15 protein-coding genes and 1 pseudogene are annotated in these 17,797 nt (G+C 74.5%); 5 read left to right on the top strand and 11 right to left on the bottom strand.

From position 1 onward, the window contains the following. The first annotated feature begins 64 nt into the window (after positions 1 to 64). Positions 65 to 1,720 carry an FAD-binding dehydrogenase gene (locus NRO40_RS05240; protein WP_257375337.1) on the top strand — a complete coding sequence of 552 codons (1,656 nt, stop codon included), beginning with the start codon at positions 65 to 67 and terminating at the stop codon, positions 1,718 to 1,720. A 100-nt stretch (positions 1,721 to 1,820) separates the two neighbouring features. Here the strand turns inward: NRO40_RS05240 and NRO40_RS05235 are convergent, their stop codons facing one another. From NRO40_RS05235 to NRO40_RS05200, 8 genes and pseudogenes are all read right to left on the bottom strand, one after another. Further along, complete coding sequence (locus NRO40_RS05235; protein ID WP_157901814.1) at positions 1,821 to 2,450, bottom strand: hypothetical protein; 630 nt, start codon at positions 2,448 to 2,450, stop codon at positions 1,821 to 1,823. Continuing rightward, on the bottom strand, positions 2,447 to 3,844 hold the full coding sequence (locus NRO40_RS05230; RefSeq protein ID WP_058941615.1) for a hypothetical protein: 1,398 nt from the start codon (positions 3,842 to 3,844) through the stop codon (positions 2,447 to 2,449). The genes NRO40_RS05235 and NRO40_RS05230 overlap by 4 nt, the downstream gene beginning before the upstream one ends. Then, positions 3,841 to 4,617 (bottom strand): ATP-binding cassette domain-containing protein, encoded by a 777-nt coding sequence (locus NRO40_RS05225; protein WP_058941616.1) that lies wholly within the window; start codon positions 4,615 to 4,617, stop codon positions 3,841 to 3,843. The genes NRO40_RS05230 and NRO40_RS05225 overlap by 4 nt, the downstream gene beginning before the upstream one ends. A gap of 28 nt (positions 4,618 to 4,645) precedes the next feature. Beyond that, on the bottom strand, positions 4,646 to 5,068 hold the full coding sequence (locus NRO40_RS05220) for a hypothetical protein (protein WP_058941617.1): 423 nt from the start codon (positions 5,066 to 5,068) through the stop codon (positions 4,646 to 4,648). Between the two features lie 193 nt (positions 5,069 to 5,261). Next, positions 5,262 to 5,648, bottom strand: coding sequence for a nuclear transport factor 2 family protein (locus NRO40_RS05215; RefSeq protein WP_232791021.1), 387 nt, complete (start codon positions 5,646 to 5,648; stop codon positions 5,262 to 5,264). Beyond that, a pseudogene (locus NRO40_RS05210) lies at positions 5,634 to 6,053 on the bottom strand (ASCH domain-containing protein); the annotation flags it as partial. The pseudogene NRO40_RS05210 and the gene NRO40_RS05215, both read right to left, overlap by 15 nt. A 112-nt stretch (positions 6,054 to 6,165) precedes the next feature. Next, positions 6,166 to 7,566, bottom strand: a complete 1,401-nt coding sequence (locus tag NRO40_RS05205; protein WP_058941618.1) for a GntP family permease — start codon at positions 7,564 to 7,566, stop codon at positions 6,166 to 6,168. 123 nt (positions 7,567 to 7,689) lie between these two features. Then, the gene (locus NRO40_RS05200) at positions 7,690 to 8,199 is read right to left on the bottom strand and encodes a gluconokinase (protein ID WP_058941619.1); all 510 of its coding nucleotides are present in this window, start codon (positions 8,197 to 8,199) and stop codon (positions 7,690 to 7,692) included. A gap of 172 nt (positions 8,200 to 8,371) precedes the next feature. Here NRO40_RS05200 and NRO40_RS05195 point away from each other — a divergent pair, with 172 nt between their 5' ends. The 4 genes from NRO40_RS05195 (at position 8,372) to NRO40_RS05180 (ending at position 12,860) form a co-directional block, all read left to right on the top strand. Then, positions 8,372 to 9,073, top strand: coding sequence for a FadR/GntR family transcriptional regulator (locus NRO40_RS05195; RefSeq protein WP_058941620.1), 702 nt, complete (start codon positions 8,372 to 8,374; stop codon positions 9,071 to 9,073). Positions 9,074 to 9,429: 356 nt separating this feature from the next. Beyond that, complete coding sequence (locus tag NRO40_RS05190) at positions 9,430 to 10,896, top strand: amino acid permease (protein WP_058941621.1); 1,467 nt, start codon at positions 9,430 to 9,432, stop codon at positions 10,894 to 10,896. A 249-nt stretch (positions 10,897 to 11,145) separates the two neighbouring features. Then, entirely contained in the window at positions 11,146 to 12,231 is a 1,086-nt protein-coding gene (locus NRO40_RS05185; RefSeq protein WP_058941622.1) for an S-(hydroxymethyl)mycothiol dehydrogenase, read from the top strand. Continuing rightward, on the top strand, positions 12,231 to 12,860 hold the full coding sequence (locus tag NRO40_RS05180; protein WP_058941623.1) for an MBL fold metallo-hydrolase: 630 nt from the start codon (positions 12,231 to 12,233) through the stop codon (positions 12,858 to 12,860). Before NRO40_RS05185 ends, NRO40_RS05180 begins: the two co-directional genes overlap by 1 nt. On the opposite strand, the gene NRO40_RS05175 is transcribed toward NRO40_RS05180, so the two are convergent. The 3 genes from NRO40_RS05175 to xylB all read right to left on the bottom strand — a co-directional run bounded on the left by NRO40_RS05175 (position 12,844) and on the right by xylB (position 17,682). Then, on the bottom strand, positions 12,844 to 13,776 hold the full coding sequence (locus tag NRO40_RS05175) for a pseudouridine synthase (RefSeq protein ID WP_058941624.1): 933 nt from the start codon (positions 13,774 to 13,776) through the stop codon (positions 12,844 to 12,846). The genes NRO40_RS05180 and NRO40_RS05175 overlap by 17 nt on opposite strands. A gap of 172 nt (positions 13,777 to 13,948) precedes the next feature. After that, the gene (yicI, locus tag NRO40_RS05170; protein WP_058941625.1) at positions 13,949 to 16,222 is read right to left on the bottom strand and encodes an alpha-xylosidase; all 2,274 of its coding nucleotides are present in this window, start codon (positions 16,220 to 16,222) and stop codon (positions 13,949 to 13,951) included. Beyond that, the gene (gene xylB / locus NRO40_RS05165) at positions 16,219 to 17,682 is read right to left on the bottom strand and encodes a xylulokinase (RefSeq protein WP_058941626.1); all 1,464 of its coding nucleotides are present in this window, start codon (positions 17,680 to 17,682) and stop codon (positions 16,219 to 16,221) included. Before xylB ends, yicI begins: the two co-directional genes overlap by 4 nt. Positions 17,683 to 17,797: the final 115 nt, after the last annotated feature.

The following is a 17,797-nucleotide window of genomic DNA, read 5'->3' as shown; positions in this document are numbered from 1 at the left end:
TTGACGGGGCACCACCGCGTACCGAGGATCGGACCACTCCGAGCATCCCCGGAAGGCGGGCCCCATGGCGTACGACGCTGACGTGATCGTGATCGGTGCGGGACTGGCAGGGCTGGTCGCCACCGCCGAGCTCGTCGACGCCGGACGGAGCGTCATCCTGCTGGACCAGGAGCCGGAACGGTCCCTGGGCGGCCAGGCCCACTGGTCCTTCGGCGGACTCTTCCTCGTCGACTCGCCCGAGCAGCGCCGCATGCGCGTCCGCGACAGCCACGACCTGGCCCTCCAGGACTGGCTCGGCACCGCCGGCTTCGACCGGCCCGAGGACCACTGGCCGCGCCGGTGGGCGGAGGCGTACGTCGACTTCGCGGCGGGCGAGAAGCGCGCCTGGCTGCACCGCCAGGGCGTCCGCTTCTTCCCCGTCGTGGGCTGGGCCGAGCGCGGCGGCTACGAGGCCACCGGACACGGCAACTCCGTCCCCCGCTTCCACATCACCTGGGGCACGGGCCCCGGTCTCGTCGCCCCCTTCGCGCGCCGGGTGCGCGCCGGCGTCGCCCGGGGCCTGGTCCAGCTGCGGTTCCGGCACCGCGTCACCGGCCTCGGCGGGACCGGCGGCGCCGTCGACACCGTCAGCGGGGAGGTCCTGGAGCCGTCCGACGCGGTCCGCGGGGCGGCCAGCAGCCGCGAGGTCGCCGGCGCCTTCGAGTACCGCGCCCAGGCCGTCGTCATCGCCTCCGGCGGCATCGGCGGCAACCACGACCTGGTCCGCGCCCAGTGGCCCGAGCGGCTGGGCACCCCGCCCGAGCGGCTGCTCTCCGGCGTCCCCGCGCACGTCGACGGGTTGATGCTCGGCATCGCGGAGTCCGCCGGCGCCCACCTGGTCAACGGGGACCGCATGTGGCACTACACCGAGGGCATCGAGAACTGGAACCCGATCTGGGCCCGCCACGGCATCCGCATCCTCCCCGGCCCGTCCTCCCTCTGGCTGGACGCCCTCGGCCGCCGCCTGCCCGTGCCGCTCTTCCCCGGTTTCGACACCCTCGGCACGCTGGAGCACATCATGCGGACCGGCCACGAGCACACGTGGTTCGTCCTCGACCAGAAGATCATCGGCAGGGAGTTCGCGCTCTCCGGCAGCGAGCAGAACCCCGACCTCACCGGAAAGTCCGTCCGCGGTGTCCTGGAGCGGGCCCGCGCCGACGTGCCCGCCCCGGTCCGGTCCTTCATGGAGCGGGGTGTCGACTTCGTCGTGGAACGCGACCTGTCCGCGCTGGTCCGCGGCATGAACGAGCTCACCGGCGAGCCGCTCGTCGACGAGGCCGCGCTGCGCCGCGAGATCGTCGCCCGCGACCGCGAGATCGCCAACCCCTTCACCAAGGACCTCCAGGTCACCGCCATCCACGGCGCCCGCAGGTACCTCGGCGACCGGCTGATCCGCACGGCCGCCCCGCACCGCATCCTCGACCCGAAGGCCGGTCCGCTCATCGCGGTGCGCCTCGGCATCCTCACCCGCAAGTCGCTCGGCGGGCTGGAGACGGACCTGTCGTCGCGCGTCCTGACCGCCGCGGGCGAGCCTCTGCCGGGCGTGTACGCGGCGGGTGAGGCGGCCGGGTTCGGTGGCGGGGGCGTCCACGGCTACCGCGCCCTGGAGGGCACCTTCCTCGGCGGCTGCCTCTTCTCCGGCCGCGCGGCGGGCCGCGCGGCCGCCCGGGCGGTGGCCTGACCGGGCGCCGCGCCCGTGCCGGCGGCGCCCTGACCGGGCCCCGCGGGCGGGCGGCCGCACGGGCCGTCAGGTGCCGTCAGGCCCCGCAGGCCCCGGCGCCTCAGGCCCGCTCGGCCCGCTCGCCGCGCCGGGGCGAGCCCGTCGACGCCGCGACCAGGCCCGCGGCGCCCAGCACGGCGGCGATCACCGCCGCCGAGCCGCTGGCCGGACCGTGGATGGACCACGCCCACGTCTCCGGCGTGTTGTCCCAGCCGACCCCCAGCAGCAGCGTCGGGCCGAACATCCCCAGCGGCAGCAGCCAGGCCAGCCCGCTGCCGAAGAAGCGGGCGCTGACCATGGCGAGGCCCAGGTACCCGACGACGTTGCGGACGGCCGCGCCCGTCATCCCGGCGGACGCGCCCGCGACCAGCGGGAGTGCCGCCAGCAGCGCCGCGTAGAGCAGCGTGGCGGCCATGTGCGCGGTGCGGAGCAGCCGCATCGGCTGCGCCGCCGTCTCCTCCAGGTCGGCCATCGGGGAGTACAGCGTCGTGGCGAGGACGACCGCGTGCACGACCGGCACCACCGCCGCGAGCGGCACGCTGTAGTCGACGAGGTGGCGCAGGTCGGGGAGCGACACCTGGCTCCCCGCGTACACCGCCGCCACGACGGCCACGCCCAGGCTGACCAGCGCTGCCCGCGGGACGTTGCGGCTGCGGCAGTAGGGCCCCAGCACCGCTCCGGCGGCCGTCACGACGCGGACCCGCGGGCCGCCCCGGCACCGCCCGGGGTGGTCGCCGCGCCCGGCGCCCCGGCCTTCGCCGGCGGGGCGGCGGGCTTCGGCAGCGCGGGCATCGGGCGGCAGGCGCGGACCGCGTCGGCGGCGTCCGCGATCCACCGGTCCTGCGCCGGGCGGGGCGCCGCGGTGAACCCCTGCAGCGCCGCGTCGAACCGCTCGCCCCAGAACGGCGCGGGCGAGCCCGCCCGCCCCCGGACGACCGCCTCCAGGAAGAACGTGCCCGGGTAGCCCCCGGTCTCCGCCATCAGCGGGAGGTCGCATCCCGACGGAGGCTGCGGCAGGGACGCCGACATCATCTGCTCGGTCATGTCCCGCCGCCCCGTCCCGGGTGACATCACGGGCAGCTCCCCGGCCGTCGCCGGGTCGGCGGGCCGCAGTCCGCGCTCGTAGAAGGTGCGGTTGAGGCCCGGTACGGACGCCAGCGCCGCGTCGACCGCCTCCGTCGCGCCGCGGACGGCGGGCAGCAGGTGCCGGTCGTCGGGCCACAGGCACGCCGTGGTCCGGCCCGACGTCGTGCAGGCGGGCCGCTCGGGCTGCGGCGTGTGCACGGCCCAGGCGAGCTCCGGCTGCGCGGGCCGGTACGTGACCAGCGTCCCGGCGGTGACCGCCGCGACGAGCACCGGCGGGAGGAGCGCCACGAGCCGCGGCCGGGTCGACCGGCGGTGCAGCAGGCCGGGCAGCGCCAGGAGGCACAGCGCGGCGGACAGGCACCACGCCGTCGCCGTCAGCAGCCGCCCGGTGCGCGGCTGGAAGGCCATGTCCCAGTGCTCGTCGATGGCGGGGACGAGGGCGGCCGGGAAGCCGGTCCCGTCGGCGCCGGACAGGGCGAGGCCGACCAGGCATCCGTACCAGGCGACGCCGACCAGCGGCGCGACGATCCGGGACGGGACGAGGCCGCCCGCGGCCACCCCGGCGGCGGCCTGCAGCCCGATCACGGCGGCGCCCAGCAGCAGCGGCGACCAGACGGGCGCGGTGACGGCGCTGACCCCGGCGGTCCGGACGTAGGCGACCGCCGCGAAGAGGGCGTACGCGCCCAGTACCCACGCCATGGCCGACGCCCACACCACGACGGCCTGGGTCCAGGCGCCGCGCGCGGTGGTCCCGGCCCAGTCGAGCGTACGGAAGCGGTGCACGCGGCCCGCGGTCCACGCGGCGGCGGCGCTCGTCATGGGACCCATCACCATGACGGCGAAGACCTGCAGCTCGATCGAGGTCTGCGCCCACCAGCCGATCCAGTCGCTGGTCGACGCGTCGTCACCGGCGAAGTGCCACAGGCCGACGGCGGCGATGACGGCGGCGACCCACTTCGCCTCGCCGCGGCGCATCTCGGTCCACAGCAGGCGGATCACAGCGCGGCCCCTTCCGGGCCGACGACGTGGAGGTAGCCGCTCTCCACGGTGCCGCCCTCGCCGGCCAGCGCGCAGAGCTCGTCGACGGTGCCGGTGAACCGGACGTGCCCGTCGAGGAGTACGGCGACGCGGTCGCAGGTGTGGGTCACGTCCTCCGCGAGGTGCGTGCTCATCACCACCGCCGACCGGGTGCCGAGCTCGCGGATCAGCTCGCGGAACCCCACGCGCTGCGCCGGGTCGAGGCCGACCGTCGGTTCGTCGAGCAGGACGAGCGCCGGGCGGTTGACGACGGCCTGGGCGATGCCCACGCGGCGCAGCATGCCGCCCGACAGCTCGCCCATGCGGCGGTCGGCGTACTTGTCCATGCCGACCAGGGCGAGCGCCTCGCGGGCCCGCTCCCGGCGCTCCCGGCCCGGCACCTTGCGCAACCAGGCGGCGTACTCGGTGAACTCCTGGGCGGTGAAGCGGGGGTAGAAGCCGAAGGACTGCGGGAGCACCCCGATGCGTTCCCGCACCCGGCGGACGGTCCGGCGGTCCGCCGCCCGTTCGCCGAGGAGGGTGACGGCGCCCTCCGCGGGCGGCTGGGCGGTGGTGAGGAGGGAGAGCAAGGTGCTCTTCCCGGCGCCGTTCGGCCCGAGGAGGCCCGTCACGCCGGACGGGAAGGTCAACGACACCCCGTCCAGCGCGACGAGCGCCCCGTAGCGGACCGACACGGCCTCGACGGCCGCGACCGGCGGGGAGCCGACCGCGGCGCGTTCGTTGCCAAGGGACACGGTGTTCCTGTCGGTTCTGTCGTGCGTGCTAGTTCTGGGCGTTCACGTACCCGTAGGCGCGGCTGCCGGCGATGCCGGCCCAGGACGCCTTCGTGTAGTACTTCTTGTTCGTGCCGGTGCCCGCGTACGAGCCGCAGCCGTACGCCGAAGAGTAGTTCTTCGACACGGAGGCCTTCTTGCTGTCCGGCGCCCAGGAGACGTCCTCGTAGACGTAGCCGCTGAAGGTCTGGACGTGGCTGGTGGGGACGTCGCCGCAGGCGCGGGCGTGGCCGCTGCCCGGGCCCGCCCAGCGGTCGCCGTCCTCCTTGCTGCCGGCGGTGGCTATCGCGAAGGGCAGCCGGCTGCCGCTGATCTCGCCCGCGACGGCGCTGAACGCCGGGACGACGACGGCGACGGCAGTGGCCGCCGCGACGACCGCGGTCCGGCCCTTGCCGGACATGTGCTTCCACATGTGGAATTCCCCCTGATGGCTGGTTTCCTGACTGGTCGTCACCGAGCCTAGGCAGCCGGTTCGGGTGCGTCTGTGGCGGAGATCACCATCAGCGCGGGTGTGTCGTAAAGGCCGGATCTCGCTCCTCGTCGGCCGGAATCCGCCCTCTTGGCCACCCTTCGCCGGAATCCTTCCGTCCGCCTCGCTCGGGCCCCTACGGTCCCTCCGCCGCCGGGGTCGCCTGATGGTGGTACATGCGCCAGGGCGCCCCCGAGCCGTCCGCCGCGCGCCGCCACAGCGAGCTGCGGTGCGCCCGCCGGCCCTCCACGGCCGTCTCGTACGTCAGGTGCACGACATCGGGCGCGAGCAGGACGCCCGCCATGCCGGAGGGTTCGTACCGCGGCCCCCGCGCGGCGCCGGGCATGTCGGGCAGCGCGGCGAGCAGTTCCTCCCGTGTCCAGCGCCGCCCCGACACGCCGACCTCCGTGAACTCCGGGTCGAGCAGCCGCCCGGCCTCCTGCCGGGAGGCCCGTACGAACGGCTCCAGCAGCCGCAGTTCGCCCGCGACGGCCGCGGCGACGGGGTCGAGCAGCTCCACCACCCGGAACCGCTCCGCGACCACCGGTGTCGTGTCGTCCACGGTGAAGGCCGGATCGCCGAGGAGCTCCCGCAGCGCCTCGCCGTGCCAGAACCCCTCGTGCGCGGCCCGCCACTCGGCGACCGACCGGTGCCCCTCGCCCTCGTCGACGGCGTGCCGGAGGTCGACTCCGCCGAGCGGCAGCACCCGCACCTCCGTCACCTCCACCACCGCGACCGGGCGGCCGTCGGAGTCGATCAGCGCGGACCGCGTCCCGGCGGTGGGCAGCGGCTCGTCCTCGGCCTCGTACACGGCGAGCAGTCCGGTCGTGGCCGTCTTCGCCCCGGTCAGGACGGCGGCGACCAGGCGGTCGCGCAGGGGGCCCGGGAAGGCGAGCAGGTACGGGGGCAGCTGGGTGACGTCGCTCATGGGCCGTAGCGTCACACACGGCCGCGCCGGGGCGCCCCGGGTTTCCCCGGGGTCCCGGCGCGGACGCGCGGCGGGTGCCGACGGCGCTCGGCGGATGCCGGGGCGCCGTCGGTTACAGCACCAGGGACAGCAGCAGCACGCAGACGATCCCGACGACGGAGATGAGGGTCTCCATCACCGACCAGGTCTTCACGGTCTGTCCGACGCTCATCCCGAAGTACTCCTTCACCAGCCAGAACCCGGCGTCGTTGACGTGGCTGAAGAAGAGGGAGCCGGCGCCGATAGCCAGGACGAGCAGCGCCGCGTGCGTGGTCGACATGTCGGCGGCCAGCGGGGCGACCAGGCCGGCGGCCGAGATGGTGGCCACGGTCGCGGAGCCCGTCGCGAGCCGGATGGCCACGGCGATGAGCCAGCCGAGCAGGAGACCGGGGACGGCCCAGTCCTCGGAGAGGTCGAGGATCACCCGGCCCACCCCGATGTCGATCAGCGTGGTCTTGAAGCCGCCGCCCGCGCCGACGATCAGCAGGACGCCCGCGATCGGCGCGAGCGAACGCTCGACGGTCGTGGAGATCCGCTCCTTCGTGAAGCCGGCGGCGCGGCCCAGGGTGAACAGCCCGACGACCACGGCGGCGAGCAGGGCGATCAGCGGCGAGCCGACGACGTCCGTGACCCGCTGGACACCGTCCTTCGGGTCGTCCACGACGATGTCGACGAGCGCCTTCACCATCATCAGGGCGACCGGCAACATGATCGTCGCGACGGTCACGCCGAAGCCGGGCCGCTTCTCCGGCGCGTCGTCCGCGTCCGGCTGCGGCGCCAAGTCCCGCGGTACGGGGACGTCCACCCAGCGGGCGGCGTACCGGGAGAACAGCGGACCGGCGACGATCACCGTGGGTATGGCCACGACCAGACCGAGGGCGAGCGTCACGCCGAGGTCCGCGCCGAGCGCGTCGATGGCGGCGAGCGGCCCGGGGTGCGGGGGGATCAGCCCGTGCATCACGGACAGGCCGGCGAGCGCGGGGACGCCGATCCGCATGAGGGAGTGGTTGCCGCGCCGGGCGACCATCAGCACCACGGGGATCAGCAGCACGATGCCGACCTCGAAGAAGAGCGGCAGCCCGATCACCGACGCGATGAGCACCATCGCCCACGGCATGGCCCGCCCGCTCGCCCTGGCGAGGATCGTGTCGACGATCCGGTCGGCGCCCCCCGAGTCGGCGAGCAGCCTGCCGAGGATCGCGCCGAGCGCCACGAGAACGCCGACCCCGGCGACCGTCGAGCCCAGCCCGCCGGTGAACGACGCGATCGTCGCGTCCAGCGGCGCGCCCGCGAGGACGCCCAGGGCCAGCGACCCGATGGTCAGCGCCAGGAAGGCGTGCAGTTTGACGGTGGTGATGAGGACGACGATCAGGGCGATGCCGGCGAGTACGGCCACGCCCAGCTGCGCGTCGCCCGCCGAGGTGATCGGTTCGGCGGCGTCCGCTGCCAGCATCTCGACGCTGAGTCTGGTCACGGGGATCCCTTCGCGGGGGTCGGTCGGGTCGGTCGGGTCGGTCGGGGGACTGGTGGGGAGGGGGGAAGCGGTGACCTGCGGATCGGAGCAGCGGGGGAACTGCGTGCCGGCGGAGCGGGGCCGTCAGCCGGCCCGGCGGCGCAGCGCGGCCACCGCCCGGTCGGCGATGTCCGCCGGCGTGCCGGCCACGTCGACCGCGACCCCGGCCTCGTCGTCGCCGAGCGGCTGGAGCGTGGCGAACTGCGAGTCGAGCAGGGCCGTCGGCATGAAGTGGCCCCGGCGCGCCGCCATCCGTTCCCCGACGAGGGCCCGGTCCCCGGTCAGGTGCAGGAAGACGACGCCGGGTGCCGCGGCCCGCAGCCGGTCCCGGTAGACGCGCTTCAGCGCCGAGCTGCTCACCACGCCGCCGAGCCCGGCCCGCCCCGCGGCCCACCGGCCGATCGCGTCGAGCCAGGGCCACCGGTCGGCGTCGTCCAGCGGGACGCCGGCCGACATCTTGGCGACGTTCGCCGCGGGGTGGAAGTCGTCCCCCTCCGCGTACGGCACGCCGAGCTGCTCGGCGACCAGCGGTCCGATGGTGGTCTTGCCGGTTCCGGCGACCCCCATCACGACGATGACCGGGGGTTTCTCCATGGGTGGGGCCTCGCTGTCCTGACGTCGGTCGTGGGTGGGCGTCGCGGTCGTGGGTGGCGCCGCGAGCGGCATCGGGACACTGAAACCCATGAGGTACGACGTATTCAAGACCCTGTGATCTAAAAGTCATACGTTTTCTTGGCTGTCTTCACCGGCGCTTAGGCTTGGGCCCATGACGACGCAGGCCCAGGGGCTCCATACGCGCGTGCTGGACGCCCTGGGCCTGGCGATCACCGCCGGGGAGTACCCGCCCGGCAGCGTCCTGCGCACGGACGAGCTGGCCGCCCGCTTCGAGGTCTCCCGCACGGTCGTGCGCGAGGTCGTCCGCGTGCTGGAGTCCATGCACCTCGTGGAGTCCCGCCGCCGCGTCGGCGTGACCGTCCGGGCGGCCGAGCTGTGGAACGTCTACGACCCCCAGGTCATCCGCTGGCGGCTGGCGGGCGCCGACCGTCCGCGCCAGCTGCGCTCGCTCACCGTGCTGCGCTCCGCCGTCGAGCCGGTCGCGGCCGGGCTGGCCGCCCTGCACGCCACGCCGGAGCAGTGCCGCGCCCTCACGGAGGAGGCGCTCGGCATGGTCGCCACCTCGCGGGGCCGCCGGCTGGAGGCGTACCTCGTCCACGACGTGGCGTTCCACCGTGTGGTGCTGAACGCCTCGGGCAACGAGATGTTCGCCCGGCTCGGCGACGTCGTCGCCGAGGTCCTCGCCGGCCGCACCCACCACCATGTGATGTTCGACGACCCCGACCCGGCCGCCGTCACCCTCCATGTGCGCGTCGCCGAGGCGGTGCGGGAGCGGGACGCGGTCCGCGCCGAGGAGCTCACCCGCCAGATCGCCCTGGGCGCCCTGCGCGAGCTGGACGTCCTCGCCCCGTGAGCGCCGGCCCCTTTGGCGCCCGGGTTCCCGGGGTGCGCCGAGGACCCGTGCGTCATGTGACCCTCCGTGACCACCCGTGCGGGCCCCCGGAACGGGAGCGCCCCGCGGCCGGCCCCGGACCCCGGCGTGGCATCGCGCCCCGGCGAGCCGGTATGTTACTGAGCCGTACTTAACCGGCACGTAACCTCAGAAACAGCTCAGATCTGCTTTTACGGGGTCGTGACGTGACATGGACCACAGCCAAAAACGGCTGCGGACTGTGACGATGTGCCACTGGCACCGCCGCGGAGACGACCCCTTCCTCGCGGCCGGCGGGCGCCAGATCCGATCCCCCCTTCACAAAGGCGACTAACCAGATGAGCGACCGCTCGCTGTCCGCGGCCCCTACAGGGAACGCCGGAACCCCGGCCACCCAGGCGTCGCCCCACGTCGACGCCGGAGACACCGGCTACAGCAAGGACCTCAAGTCCCGCCACGTCAACATGATCGCCATCGGCGGCGCGATCGGCACCGGCCTCTTCCTCGGCGCCGGTGGCCGCCTGGCGGGCGCGGGCCCCTCCCTCGCCATCGCGTACGCCGTCTGCGGCGTCTTCGCGTTCTTCGTCGTCCGCGCGCTCGGCGAGCTGGTCCTCTACCGCCCCTCCTCGGGCGCCTTCGTGAGCTACGCCCGTGAGTTCATGGGTGAGAAGGGCGCCTACACGGCCGGCTGGCTGTACTTCCTCAACTGGTCGACCACCGCGGTCGCCGACATCACCGCGGCCGCCACGTACGCCCACTTCTGGGCGATGTTCAGCGACGTCCCGCAGTGGATCCTCGCCCTGATCGCCCTCGCCGTCGTGCTCACCGCGAACCTGATCTCGGTGAAGTACTTCGGCGAGATGGAGTTCTGGTTCGCGATCATCAAGGTCGCGGCCCTCGTGATCTTCATGTGCGTCGGCATCTTCCTGGTCGTCACGCAGCACGAGGTCGGCGGGCACACCCCCGGCCTGGCCACGGTCTCCGACAGCGGCGGCATCTTCCCGCTCGGCATGCTGCCGATGCTGATGGTCGTCCAGGGCGTCGTCTTCGCCTACGCCTCCGTCGAGCTGGTCGGCGTCGCCGCCGGTGAGACCGAGAACCCCGAGAAGATCATGCCGAAGGCGATCAACTCGATCATGTGGCGCGTCGGCCTCTTCTACGTCGGCTCCGTCGTCCTGCTGGCGCTGCTCCTGCCGTACACCGCCTACTCCGGCGACCAGAGCCCGTTCGTCACCGTCTTCGACAAGCTCGGCATCCCGGGCACGGCCGGCATCATGAACCTGGTCGTCCTCACCGCCGCCCTGTCCAGCCTGAACTCCGGCCTGTACTCCACCGGCCGCATCCTGCGCTCGATGGCCATGGCGGGCTCCGCGCCCAAGTTCACCGCCCGCATGAACAAGGGCCAGGTGCCCTACGGCGGCATCCTGCTCACCGCCGCCTTCGGTGTGCTGGGCGTCGGCCTGAACTACGTGGTGCCGGGCGAGGCGTTCGAGATCGTGCTGAACCTCGCCTCCATCGGCATCCTCGGCACCTGGGGCATGATCATGATCTGCTCGCTGCTGTTCTGGTCCCGCTCCACGGAGGGCCGGGTCACCCGGCCGTCCTACCGGCTTCCCTGGGCCCCGTACACGCAGATCGTGACGCTCGTCTTCCTCGCGTCCGTCCTCGTCCTGATGTGGTGGGGCGGTGGCGTCGGCCGGACCACGGTCAACTGCCTGCCCCTCATCGCGGCCCTGCTCGTCGGCGGCTGGTTCGCCGTCCGCAAGCGGGTCGGCGCGCTGGCGGCCTCCCGGTCGCAGGACTGACCCCCGGGGGCCCCGTGCCCCCGCCCCCCGCGCCCCGCGCCCCAGGGCCCCCGCCGGACAGCGTCCGGCGGGGGCCTCGCGCATGCGGCGTGGGCTCGGGCGTGAGCCTCGCGCGTCCGGCGGCCGGGCGGCCGTCGAACGCGCCCCGGCACATCCGGGGCGCCCGTACGGCCGGAAACGACCCCCCGGCACGCCCGCCGACCGCGATAGTGGTGCCGTACACCCGTACCGAGGAAGGGACACGCCGCGATGGCACAGCAGGTCCGAGGGGTCGTGGCCCCGGGGAAGAACGAGCCCGTGCGGGTCGAGACGGTGATCGTCCCGGACCCCGGCCCCGGCGAGGCGGTGGTGCGGGTGCAGGCGTGCGGCGTCTGCCACACGGACCTGCACTACAAGCAGGGCGGCATCAACGACGACTTCCCCTTCCTCCTCGGCCACGAGGCGGCGGGCGTGGTGGAGAGCGTCGGCCCGGACGTCACCGAGGTCACCCCCGGCGACTTCGTGATCCTCAACTGGCGAGCCGTCTGCGGCAGCTGCCGGGCCTGCCGGCGCGGCAGGCCCTGGTACTGCTTCGACACCCACAACGCCACCCGGAAGATGACCCTGGAGGACGGCACCGAGCTGTCCGCCGCGCTGGGCATCGGCGCCTTCGCCGAGAAGACCCTCGTCGCCGCCGGCCAGTGCACCAAGGTCGACCCGTCCGTCGCCCCCGCCGTCGCCGGCCTGCTCGGCTGCGGCGTGATGGCCGGCATCGGCGCGGCCGTCAACACCGGCGCGGTCGGCCGCGGCGACACGGTCGCCGTCATCGGCTGCGGCGGCGTCGGCGACGCCGCGATCGTCGGCTCCCGCCTCGCCGGGGCCGCCCGGATCATCGCCGTCGACATCGACGACCGGAAGCTGGAGACCGCCCGCTCCATGGGCGCCACCCACACCGTGAACAGCAGCACCACCGACCCCGTCGAGGCGGTCCGCGAGCTGACCGGCGGGTTCGGCGCCGACGTCGTCATCGAGGCGGTCGGCCGCCCCGAGACGTACCGGCAGGCGTTCTACGCCCGCGACCTCGCCGGCACGGTCGTCCTCGTCGGCGTCCCCACCCCCGACATGAAGCTGGAGCTCCCGCTGCTCGACGTCTTCGGACGCGGCGGCGCGCTGAAGTCCTCCTGGTACGGCGACTGCCTGCCCTCCCGGGACTTCCCGATGCTCATCGACCTGCACCAGCAGGGCCGCATCGACCTCGGCGCGTTCGTCACCGAGACGATCGGTCTCGGCGACGTCGAGAAGGCGTTCGCGCGGATGCACGAGGGCGACGTCCTGCGCTCGGTGGTGGTCCTCTGATGGCCGCCCGCGTCGAGCACCTCGTCACCTCCGGCACCTTCTCCCTGGACGGGGGCACCTGGGAGGTCGAGAACAACGTCTGGATCGTCGGCGACGGCGCGGAGGCCGTCGTCATCGACGCCGCCCACGACCCCGACGCCATCCTGGCCGCCCTCGACGGCCGGACGCTGCGGGCCGTCGTCTGCACCCACGCCCACGACGACCACATCGGCGCCGCCCCCGCCCTCGCCGCCGCCACCGGCGCCCGGATCCTGCTCCACCCGGACGACCTGCCGCTGTGGAAGCTCACCCACCCCGACCACCACCCGGACGGCGAGCTCGCCGACGGGCAGACCCTCACCATCGCGGGGACCGACCTCACCGTCCTGCACACCCCGGGCCACGCCCCCGGCGCGGTCAGCCTCCACGCGCCCGACCTGGGCACCGTCTTCACCGGCGACACGCTCTTCGCCGGCGGCCCCGGCGCCACCGGCCGGTCCTTCTCCCACTTCCCGACGATCATCGACTCGATCCGCGACCGGCTGCTCACCCTGCCGCCGGAGACGGTCGTCCGCACGGGGCACGGCGAGAGCACCACGATCGGCGCCGAGGCCCCGCACCTGGAGGAGTGGATCAGGCGGGGCCACTGAGCGACAGGCGGCTCACGCACCGCACCGGGTCGCCCGTGACCGGGTCGGTGAACTCCAGCCTCCGCGCCAGCAGCCGCAGCGGACGGGTGAAGTCCTCCGGCCCGTCCTCCCGCACCGCCGGGTACAGCGGGTCGTCCACGATGGGCACCCCCAGCCGGGCCATGTGGACCCGCAGCTGGTGGGTCTGGCCGGTCGCCGGCACCAGCCGGTACCGGCCCAGCCCGTCCCGGTGCGCCAGCAGCTCGATCCGGCTCTCGCTGTTCGGCTCGCCCGGCACCTCCCGCGCCGCGAGCACGCCCCGCTCCTTCACGATCCGGCTGCGCACGGTCACCGGCAGGGCGAGCCCCGGGTCGTACGGGGCCACCGCCTCGTACTCCTTGACCACCCGGCGGTCCCGGAACAGCGTCTGGTAAGCCCCCCGGTGCTCCGGCCGCACGACGAAGAGCACCAGCCCCGCCGTGAGCCGGTCCAGCCGGTGCGCCGGCTGGAGCCCCGGCAGGCCCAGCTCGCGCCGCAGCCGCGCCAGCGCCGTCTCGGTCACGTGCCGGCCGCGCGGTGTCGTCGCCAGGAAGTGCGGCTTGTCGGCCACCACGATCCGCTCGTCGCGGTGGACGATCCCGACCGCGAACGGCACCGGCTCCTCCGGCGGGAACTCCCGGTGGAACCACAGGTACAGCCCCGGCGCGTACGGCTCGCGACCGGTGACCGGCCGGCCGTCCGCCCCGACGAACGCCCCGCCGGTGAGCATGGCGTCCACGCGCCCGGCCCCGATCGCCGCGGCGTAGCGCTCCACCAGGTGGTCCCGCACCGTGCGCCACGCCCCGTCCGGGTCGGCCGGCAGCCGCACCCGCGCGGGGTCCACTCCGTCCCGCTGCCCGAGCGGGGCCACGGGCGCCCTCGTTCCACGTCGTCCCACGCCCCCACCGTAGCCACCGCCCCGCGCGCCCCCGGCACGGGGCGGCCACGCATCCGGCACGACGCGTGCGTGGGCGCCCGGCCTCAGCCGCCCGGCACGACGGGTGCCGGCCGCCCGGCCTCAGCCGCCCGATACGGGGCGGCCACGCTCCCGGCACGGCGCGGCTGCCGCCTCAGCGGCCCGGCGGTACGACGACCTCGCCGACCCCGCCGGCGGACCCCGCGCCCACCACGCGCACCCGGAAGGGCCGGTCCGTGCCGGCCGCCACCACCCGCACCGCGCCACCGTCCCGGACGACCGTGAACCGCGCCGCCTCCGCGCCCGACGGGTCCGGCACCGACACCACCGCGCCGTCCGCGTCCGGCTGGACCAGCAGCGTCAGCCCGTCCAGCCAGTCGCCGTCGGGCCGCTGGTCGTCCGCGCCGAGCGGCAGGACCGCGCCCGGCCGCACGTACAGCGGCAGGCCGTCGAACCCGTACGTGTCACGCCGCCACACCGGGCCGGTCACCCGCTCCCCGGTCAGCAGGTGCGTCCACACCCCCTCCGGCAGGTAGAACTCGACCTCCCCGTCCGCCGAGAACACCGGCGCCACCAGCAGGTCGGGGCCGAGCATGTACTGCCGGTCCAGCGTCCGGCAGCCGGGGTCGCCGGGGAACTCCAGCAGCATCGGCCTCATCAGCGGCACGCCCGTGCGGTGCGCCTCCACCGCCGCCCCGTACAGGTACGGCATCAGCCGGTGCTTCAGTTCCGTGAACTGCCGGGCCACCTCCACCGCCTCCTCGCCGAACTCCCACGGCACGCGGTACGACATGTTCCCGTGCAGCCTGCTGTGCGACGACAGCAGACCGAAGGCGAGCCACCGCTTGAAGACGGCCGGCTCCGGCGTGCCCTCGAACCCGCCGATGTCGTGGCTCCAGAAGCCGAACCCCGACAGTCCCAGCGACAGCCCGCCGCGCAGCGACTCCGCCATCGCCTCGAACGACGCGAAGCAGTCACCGCCCCAGTGGACCGGGTACTTCTGCCCGCCGGCCGTCGCCGAGCGGGCGAACACCACCGCCTCGCCGTGGCCGCGCTCCTTCTCCAGCAGCTCGAAGACGCACTCGTTGTACAGCTGGGCGTAGTAGTTGTGCATCCGCTCCGGGTCGGAGCCGTCGTGCCAGACGACGTCCGTCGGGACGCGCTCGCCGAAGTCCGTCTTGAAGCAGTCGACGCCCTGGTCCAGCAGCACCTTCAGCTTGCCCTGGAACCAGGCCCGCGCCTCCGGGCTCGTGAAGTCCACCAGCGCCATCCCGGCCTGCCACAGGTCCCACTGCCAGACGTCCCCGTCCGGCCGCCGCACCAGGTGGCCGAGGGCGGCGCCCTCGGCGAACAGCGCCGACTTCTGCCCGATGTACGGGTTGATCCACATGCTGACGCGCAGCCCCCGCTCCTTGAGCCGGGCCAGCATGCCCTCCGGGTCGGGGAAGGTCTCCGGGTCCCACTGGAAGTCCGACCACTGGTACTCGCGCATCCAGAAGCAGTCGAAGTGGAAGACCGACAGCGGGATCTCCCGCTCCGCCATCCCGTCGACGAAGGACATGACCGTCTCCTCGTCGTACGAGGTGCAGAACGACGTCGTGAGCCACAGGCCGAACGACCACGCCGGCGGCAGCGCCGGCCGCCCCGTCAGCGCCGTGTACCGGGCGAGCACCTCCTTCGGCGTCGGCCCCGCCACCACGTAGAACTCCAGCGACTGGTCCTCGACGCTGAACTGCACCTGGCCCACCGACTCGGAGCCCACCTCGTACGACACCCGGCCCGGGTGGTTGACGAAGACGCCGTACCCCCGTGACGACAGGTGGAACGGCACGTTCTTGTACGCCTGCTCGCTGCTGGTGCCGCCGTCCGCCTGCCAGATGTCGACGCTCTGGCCGTTGCGGACGAACGGCGTGAAGCGCTCCCCGAGCCCGTACACCTGCTCGCCCACGGCCAGGGCCAGCTGCGCGACCATGTGGTGCGCCCCGTCGGCGGTCTCCACGAAGGCGGTGCCCTTCGACTCCACCGCGGTCAGCCGCCGCCCGTCCGCGTCGAGGAACGTCAGCCCCCACGGCCCGTCGCGGTCCAGCCGCACCGTGAGCGGCCCGCTGGTCAGCTCGGTGACGGAGCCGTCCCGCCGGGTGCGGGCGAAGCCCCCGCCGCCCGCGTCGGCCCCCGGCAGCGCGAACTCGGGCCCGCGGTGCGCCTTCCCCGCGTGGTGGGTGGTGCGGACGCCGATCACCCCCTCGGCGGGGGAGAAGCACTCCACGGTGAGCAGCGGCGAGTTGAGCGTGTGCCCCCGGTGCTCGACCCGCCTGACCGCCGCGTAGGCGGTGACGTGGTCGTCGCTGACGTGCAGGTCGCGCACCTCGGTCGCGTACGAGGCGCGGACGCCGTCCCGCATCAGCCAGAAGCCGTCGGTGAACTTCATCGGTGTCCCTGTGTGGTGAGGAGAGGGGTTGCCCGGTCGAGTACGGAGGCGATCCGGTCCAGCGTGTCACGGTCGGGTGCGACCGGCGGCAGCGTCTCGCCCCCGCCGGTGCCCCACGCCGTCGCGACGGCGACCGGGTCGTCCCCGGTCGCCGCGCCCGCCGCCAGCGCGGCGGCGCCGACGGCGACGAGTTCGGTGGTGCGCGGCAGCACGACGGGGCGCCCCGAGAGCCGCCGTACCGTCTCCACCCAGGCGCGGCCCCGGGCGCCGCCTCCGACGAGCCGCAGCGGCGCGTCCCCGCCGGCGCCCTGCGCGGGAAGCTCCTCCAGGGCGCGCAGCAGGGCGAAGACGGCGCCCTCGTAGGCCGCGCCCAGCAGCTGCCGCGGCGTGGTGGTGTGCCGTACGCCGGTGATCAGTCCGGCGGCGGCGGGCAGGTCGGGGGTGCGCTCGCCGTCCAGGTACGGCAGGACGACGGCTTCGCCGCCCGGCGCCGCGTCCTCGCGGTCCAGGCCCAGCAGCGCGGCCATCCGGTCGACGGCGAGGGTGCAGTTGAGGGTGCAGCCCAGCGGCAGGTGGGTGCCGTGCCCGTCGGCGGCGGCGAAGCCGGCGAGGGCGGCCGTCGCGGGGCGCGTCCGGGTCGCCGCGAAGACGGTGCCGGACGTGCCGAGCGAGACCGCCGGGTGGTCGAGCAGCCCGCGCGTGCCGAGGCCCAGCCCGACGGCGGCGGCCATGTTGTCGCCCGTCCCGGCGGCGACGGGGACGCCGCCGGGCAGCCCGAGCGCCTCGGCGGCGGCCGGGGTGAGCGTGCCGACGCGGGTGCCGGCCGAGGGCGCGATCCGCGGCAGCAGCGCGGGGTCCAGTTCCAGCAGGGCGAGCAGCTCCGGGTCGTAGGCGCCGGTCGCGGTGGAGTACCAGCAGGTCCCGGAGGCGTCGCCGGGGTCGGTGGCGGCCGTCCCGGTCAGCCGTTCGGTGAGGAAGTCGTGCGGGAGGCGCACCGCGGCGGCCGCGTCCGCGGAGCGCGGCTCGTTCTCGCGCAGCCACCGCCACTTGGCGGCCGTCATGGACGCCACCGGGACGGAGCCGGTCCGCTCCAGCCACGCCCCGGAGCCCAGTGCTCCGGTGAGGGCCGCCGCCTGGGGCGCGGAGCGGGTGTCGTTCCACAGCAGGGCGGGGCGCAGCGGGCGTCCGGCGCCGTCGAGGACCACGAGCCCGTGCTGCTGGCCGGCGACGGCGAGGCCCGTCACGGCCCGGGGGTCGGCGCCGGCCTCCGCGAGCGCGGCGGCCACGGCCTCGGCGAGCGCGGCCCACCACCGCTCGGGGTCGCTCTCCCGGGCGCCGCCCTCACCGGTCACGGTGTGCGGGGCACGCCCGACGGCCAGCAGCCGGCCGCTCGCGGCGTCCACGACGGCCGCCTTGGTGGACTGCGTCGAGCTGTCCACGCCGATGACTAGGGGATCCATGTTTTGATCGTACACAGAACAAATTCCCCGTCACCAGGGTTCGCGACAGGCTGGACCGAGCGCGCCCCCTTGGCGGGATGCGGCGCTTGCGCTATTAGTAATCAAAGCAAACAAA

This window comes from Streptomyces changanensis (genome assembly GCF_024600715.1).
GTDB lineage: Bacteria > Actinomycetota > Actinomycetes > Streptomycetales > Streptomycetaceae > Streptomyces > Streptomyces changanensis.
Note: the sequence above shows the minus strand (reverse complement) of the source record. Positions and strands in the feature narration are given on the sequence as shown.

What these genes read in the sequence shown, in the direction of transcription:
- xylB (WP_058941626.1), bottom strand. Translation starts at nt 17,682, where the DNA reads ATGGATCCCCTAGTCATCGGCGTGGACAGCTCGACGCAGTCCACCAAG.
- NRO40_RS05240 (WP_257375337.1), top strand. Translation starts at nt 65, where the DNA reads ATGGCGTACGACGCTGACGTGATCGTGATCGGTGCGGGACTGGCAGGG.
- NRO40_RS05200 (WP_058941619.1), bottom strand. Translation starts at nt 8,199, where the DNA reads ATGGAGAAACCCCCGGTCATCGTCGTGATGGGGGTCGCCGGAACCGGC.
- NRO40_RS05220 (WP_058941617.1), bottom strand. Translation starts at nt 5,068, where the DNA reads ATGTGGAAGCACATGTCCGGCAAGGGCCGGACCGCGGTCGTCGCGGCG.
- NRO40_RS05190 (WP_058941621.1), top strand. Translation starts at nt 9,430, where the DNA reads ATGAGCGACCGCTCGCTGTCCGCGGCCCCTACAGGGAACGCCGGAACC.
- NRO40_RS05185 (WP_058941622.1), top strand. Translation starts at nt 11,146, where the DNA reads ATGGCACAGCAGGTCCGAGGGGTCGTGGCCCCGGGGAAGAACGAGCCC.
- yicI (WP_058941625.1), bottom strand. Translation starts at nt 16,222, where the DNA reads ATGAAGTTCACCGACGGCTTCTGGCTGATGCGGGACGGCGTCCGCGCC.
- NRO40_RS05195 (WP_058941620.1), top strand. Translation starts at nt 8,372, where the DNA reads ATGACGACGCAGGCCCAGGGGCTCCATACGCGCGTGCTGGACGCCCTG.
- NRO40_RS05180 (WP_058941623.1), top strand. Translation starts at nt 12,231, where the DNA reads ATGGCCGCCCGCGTCGAGCACCTCGTCACCTCCGGCACCTTCTCCCTG.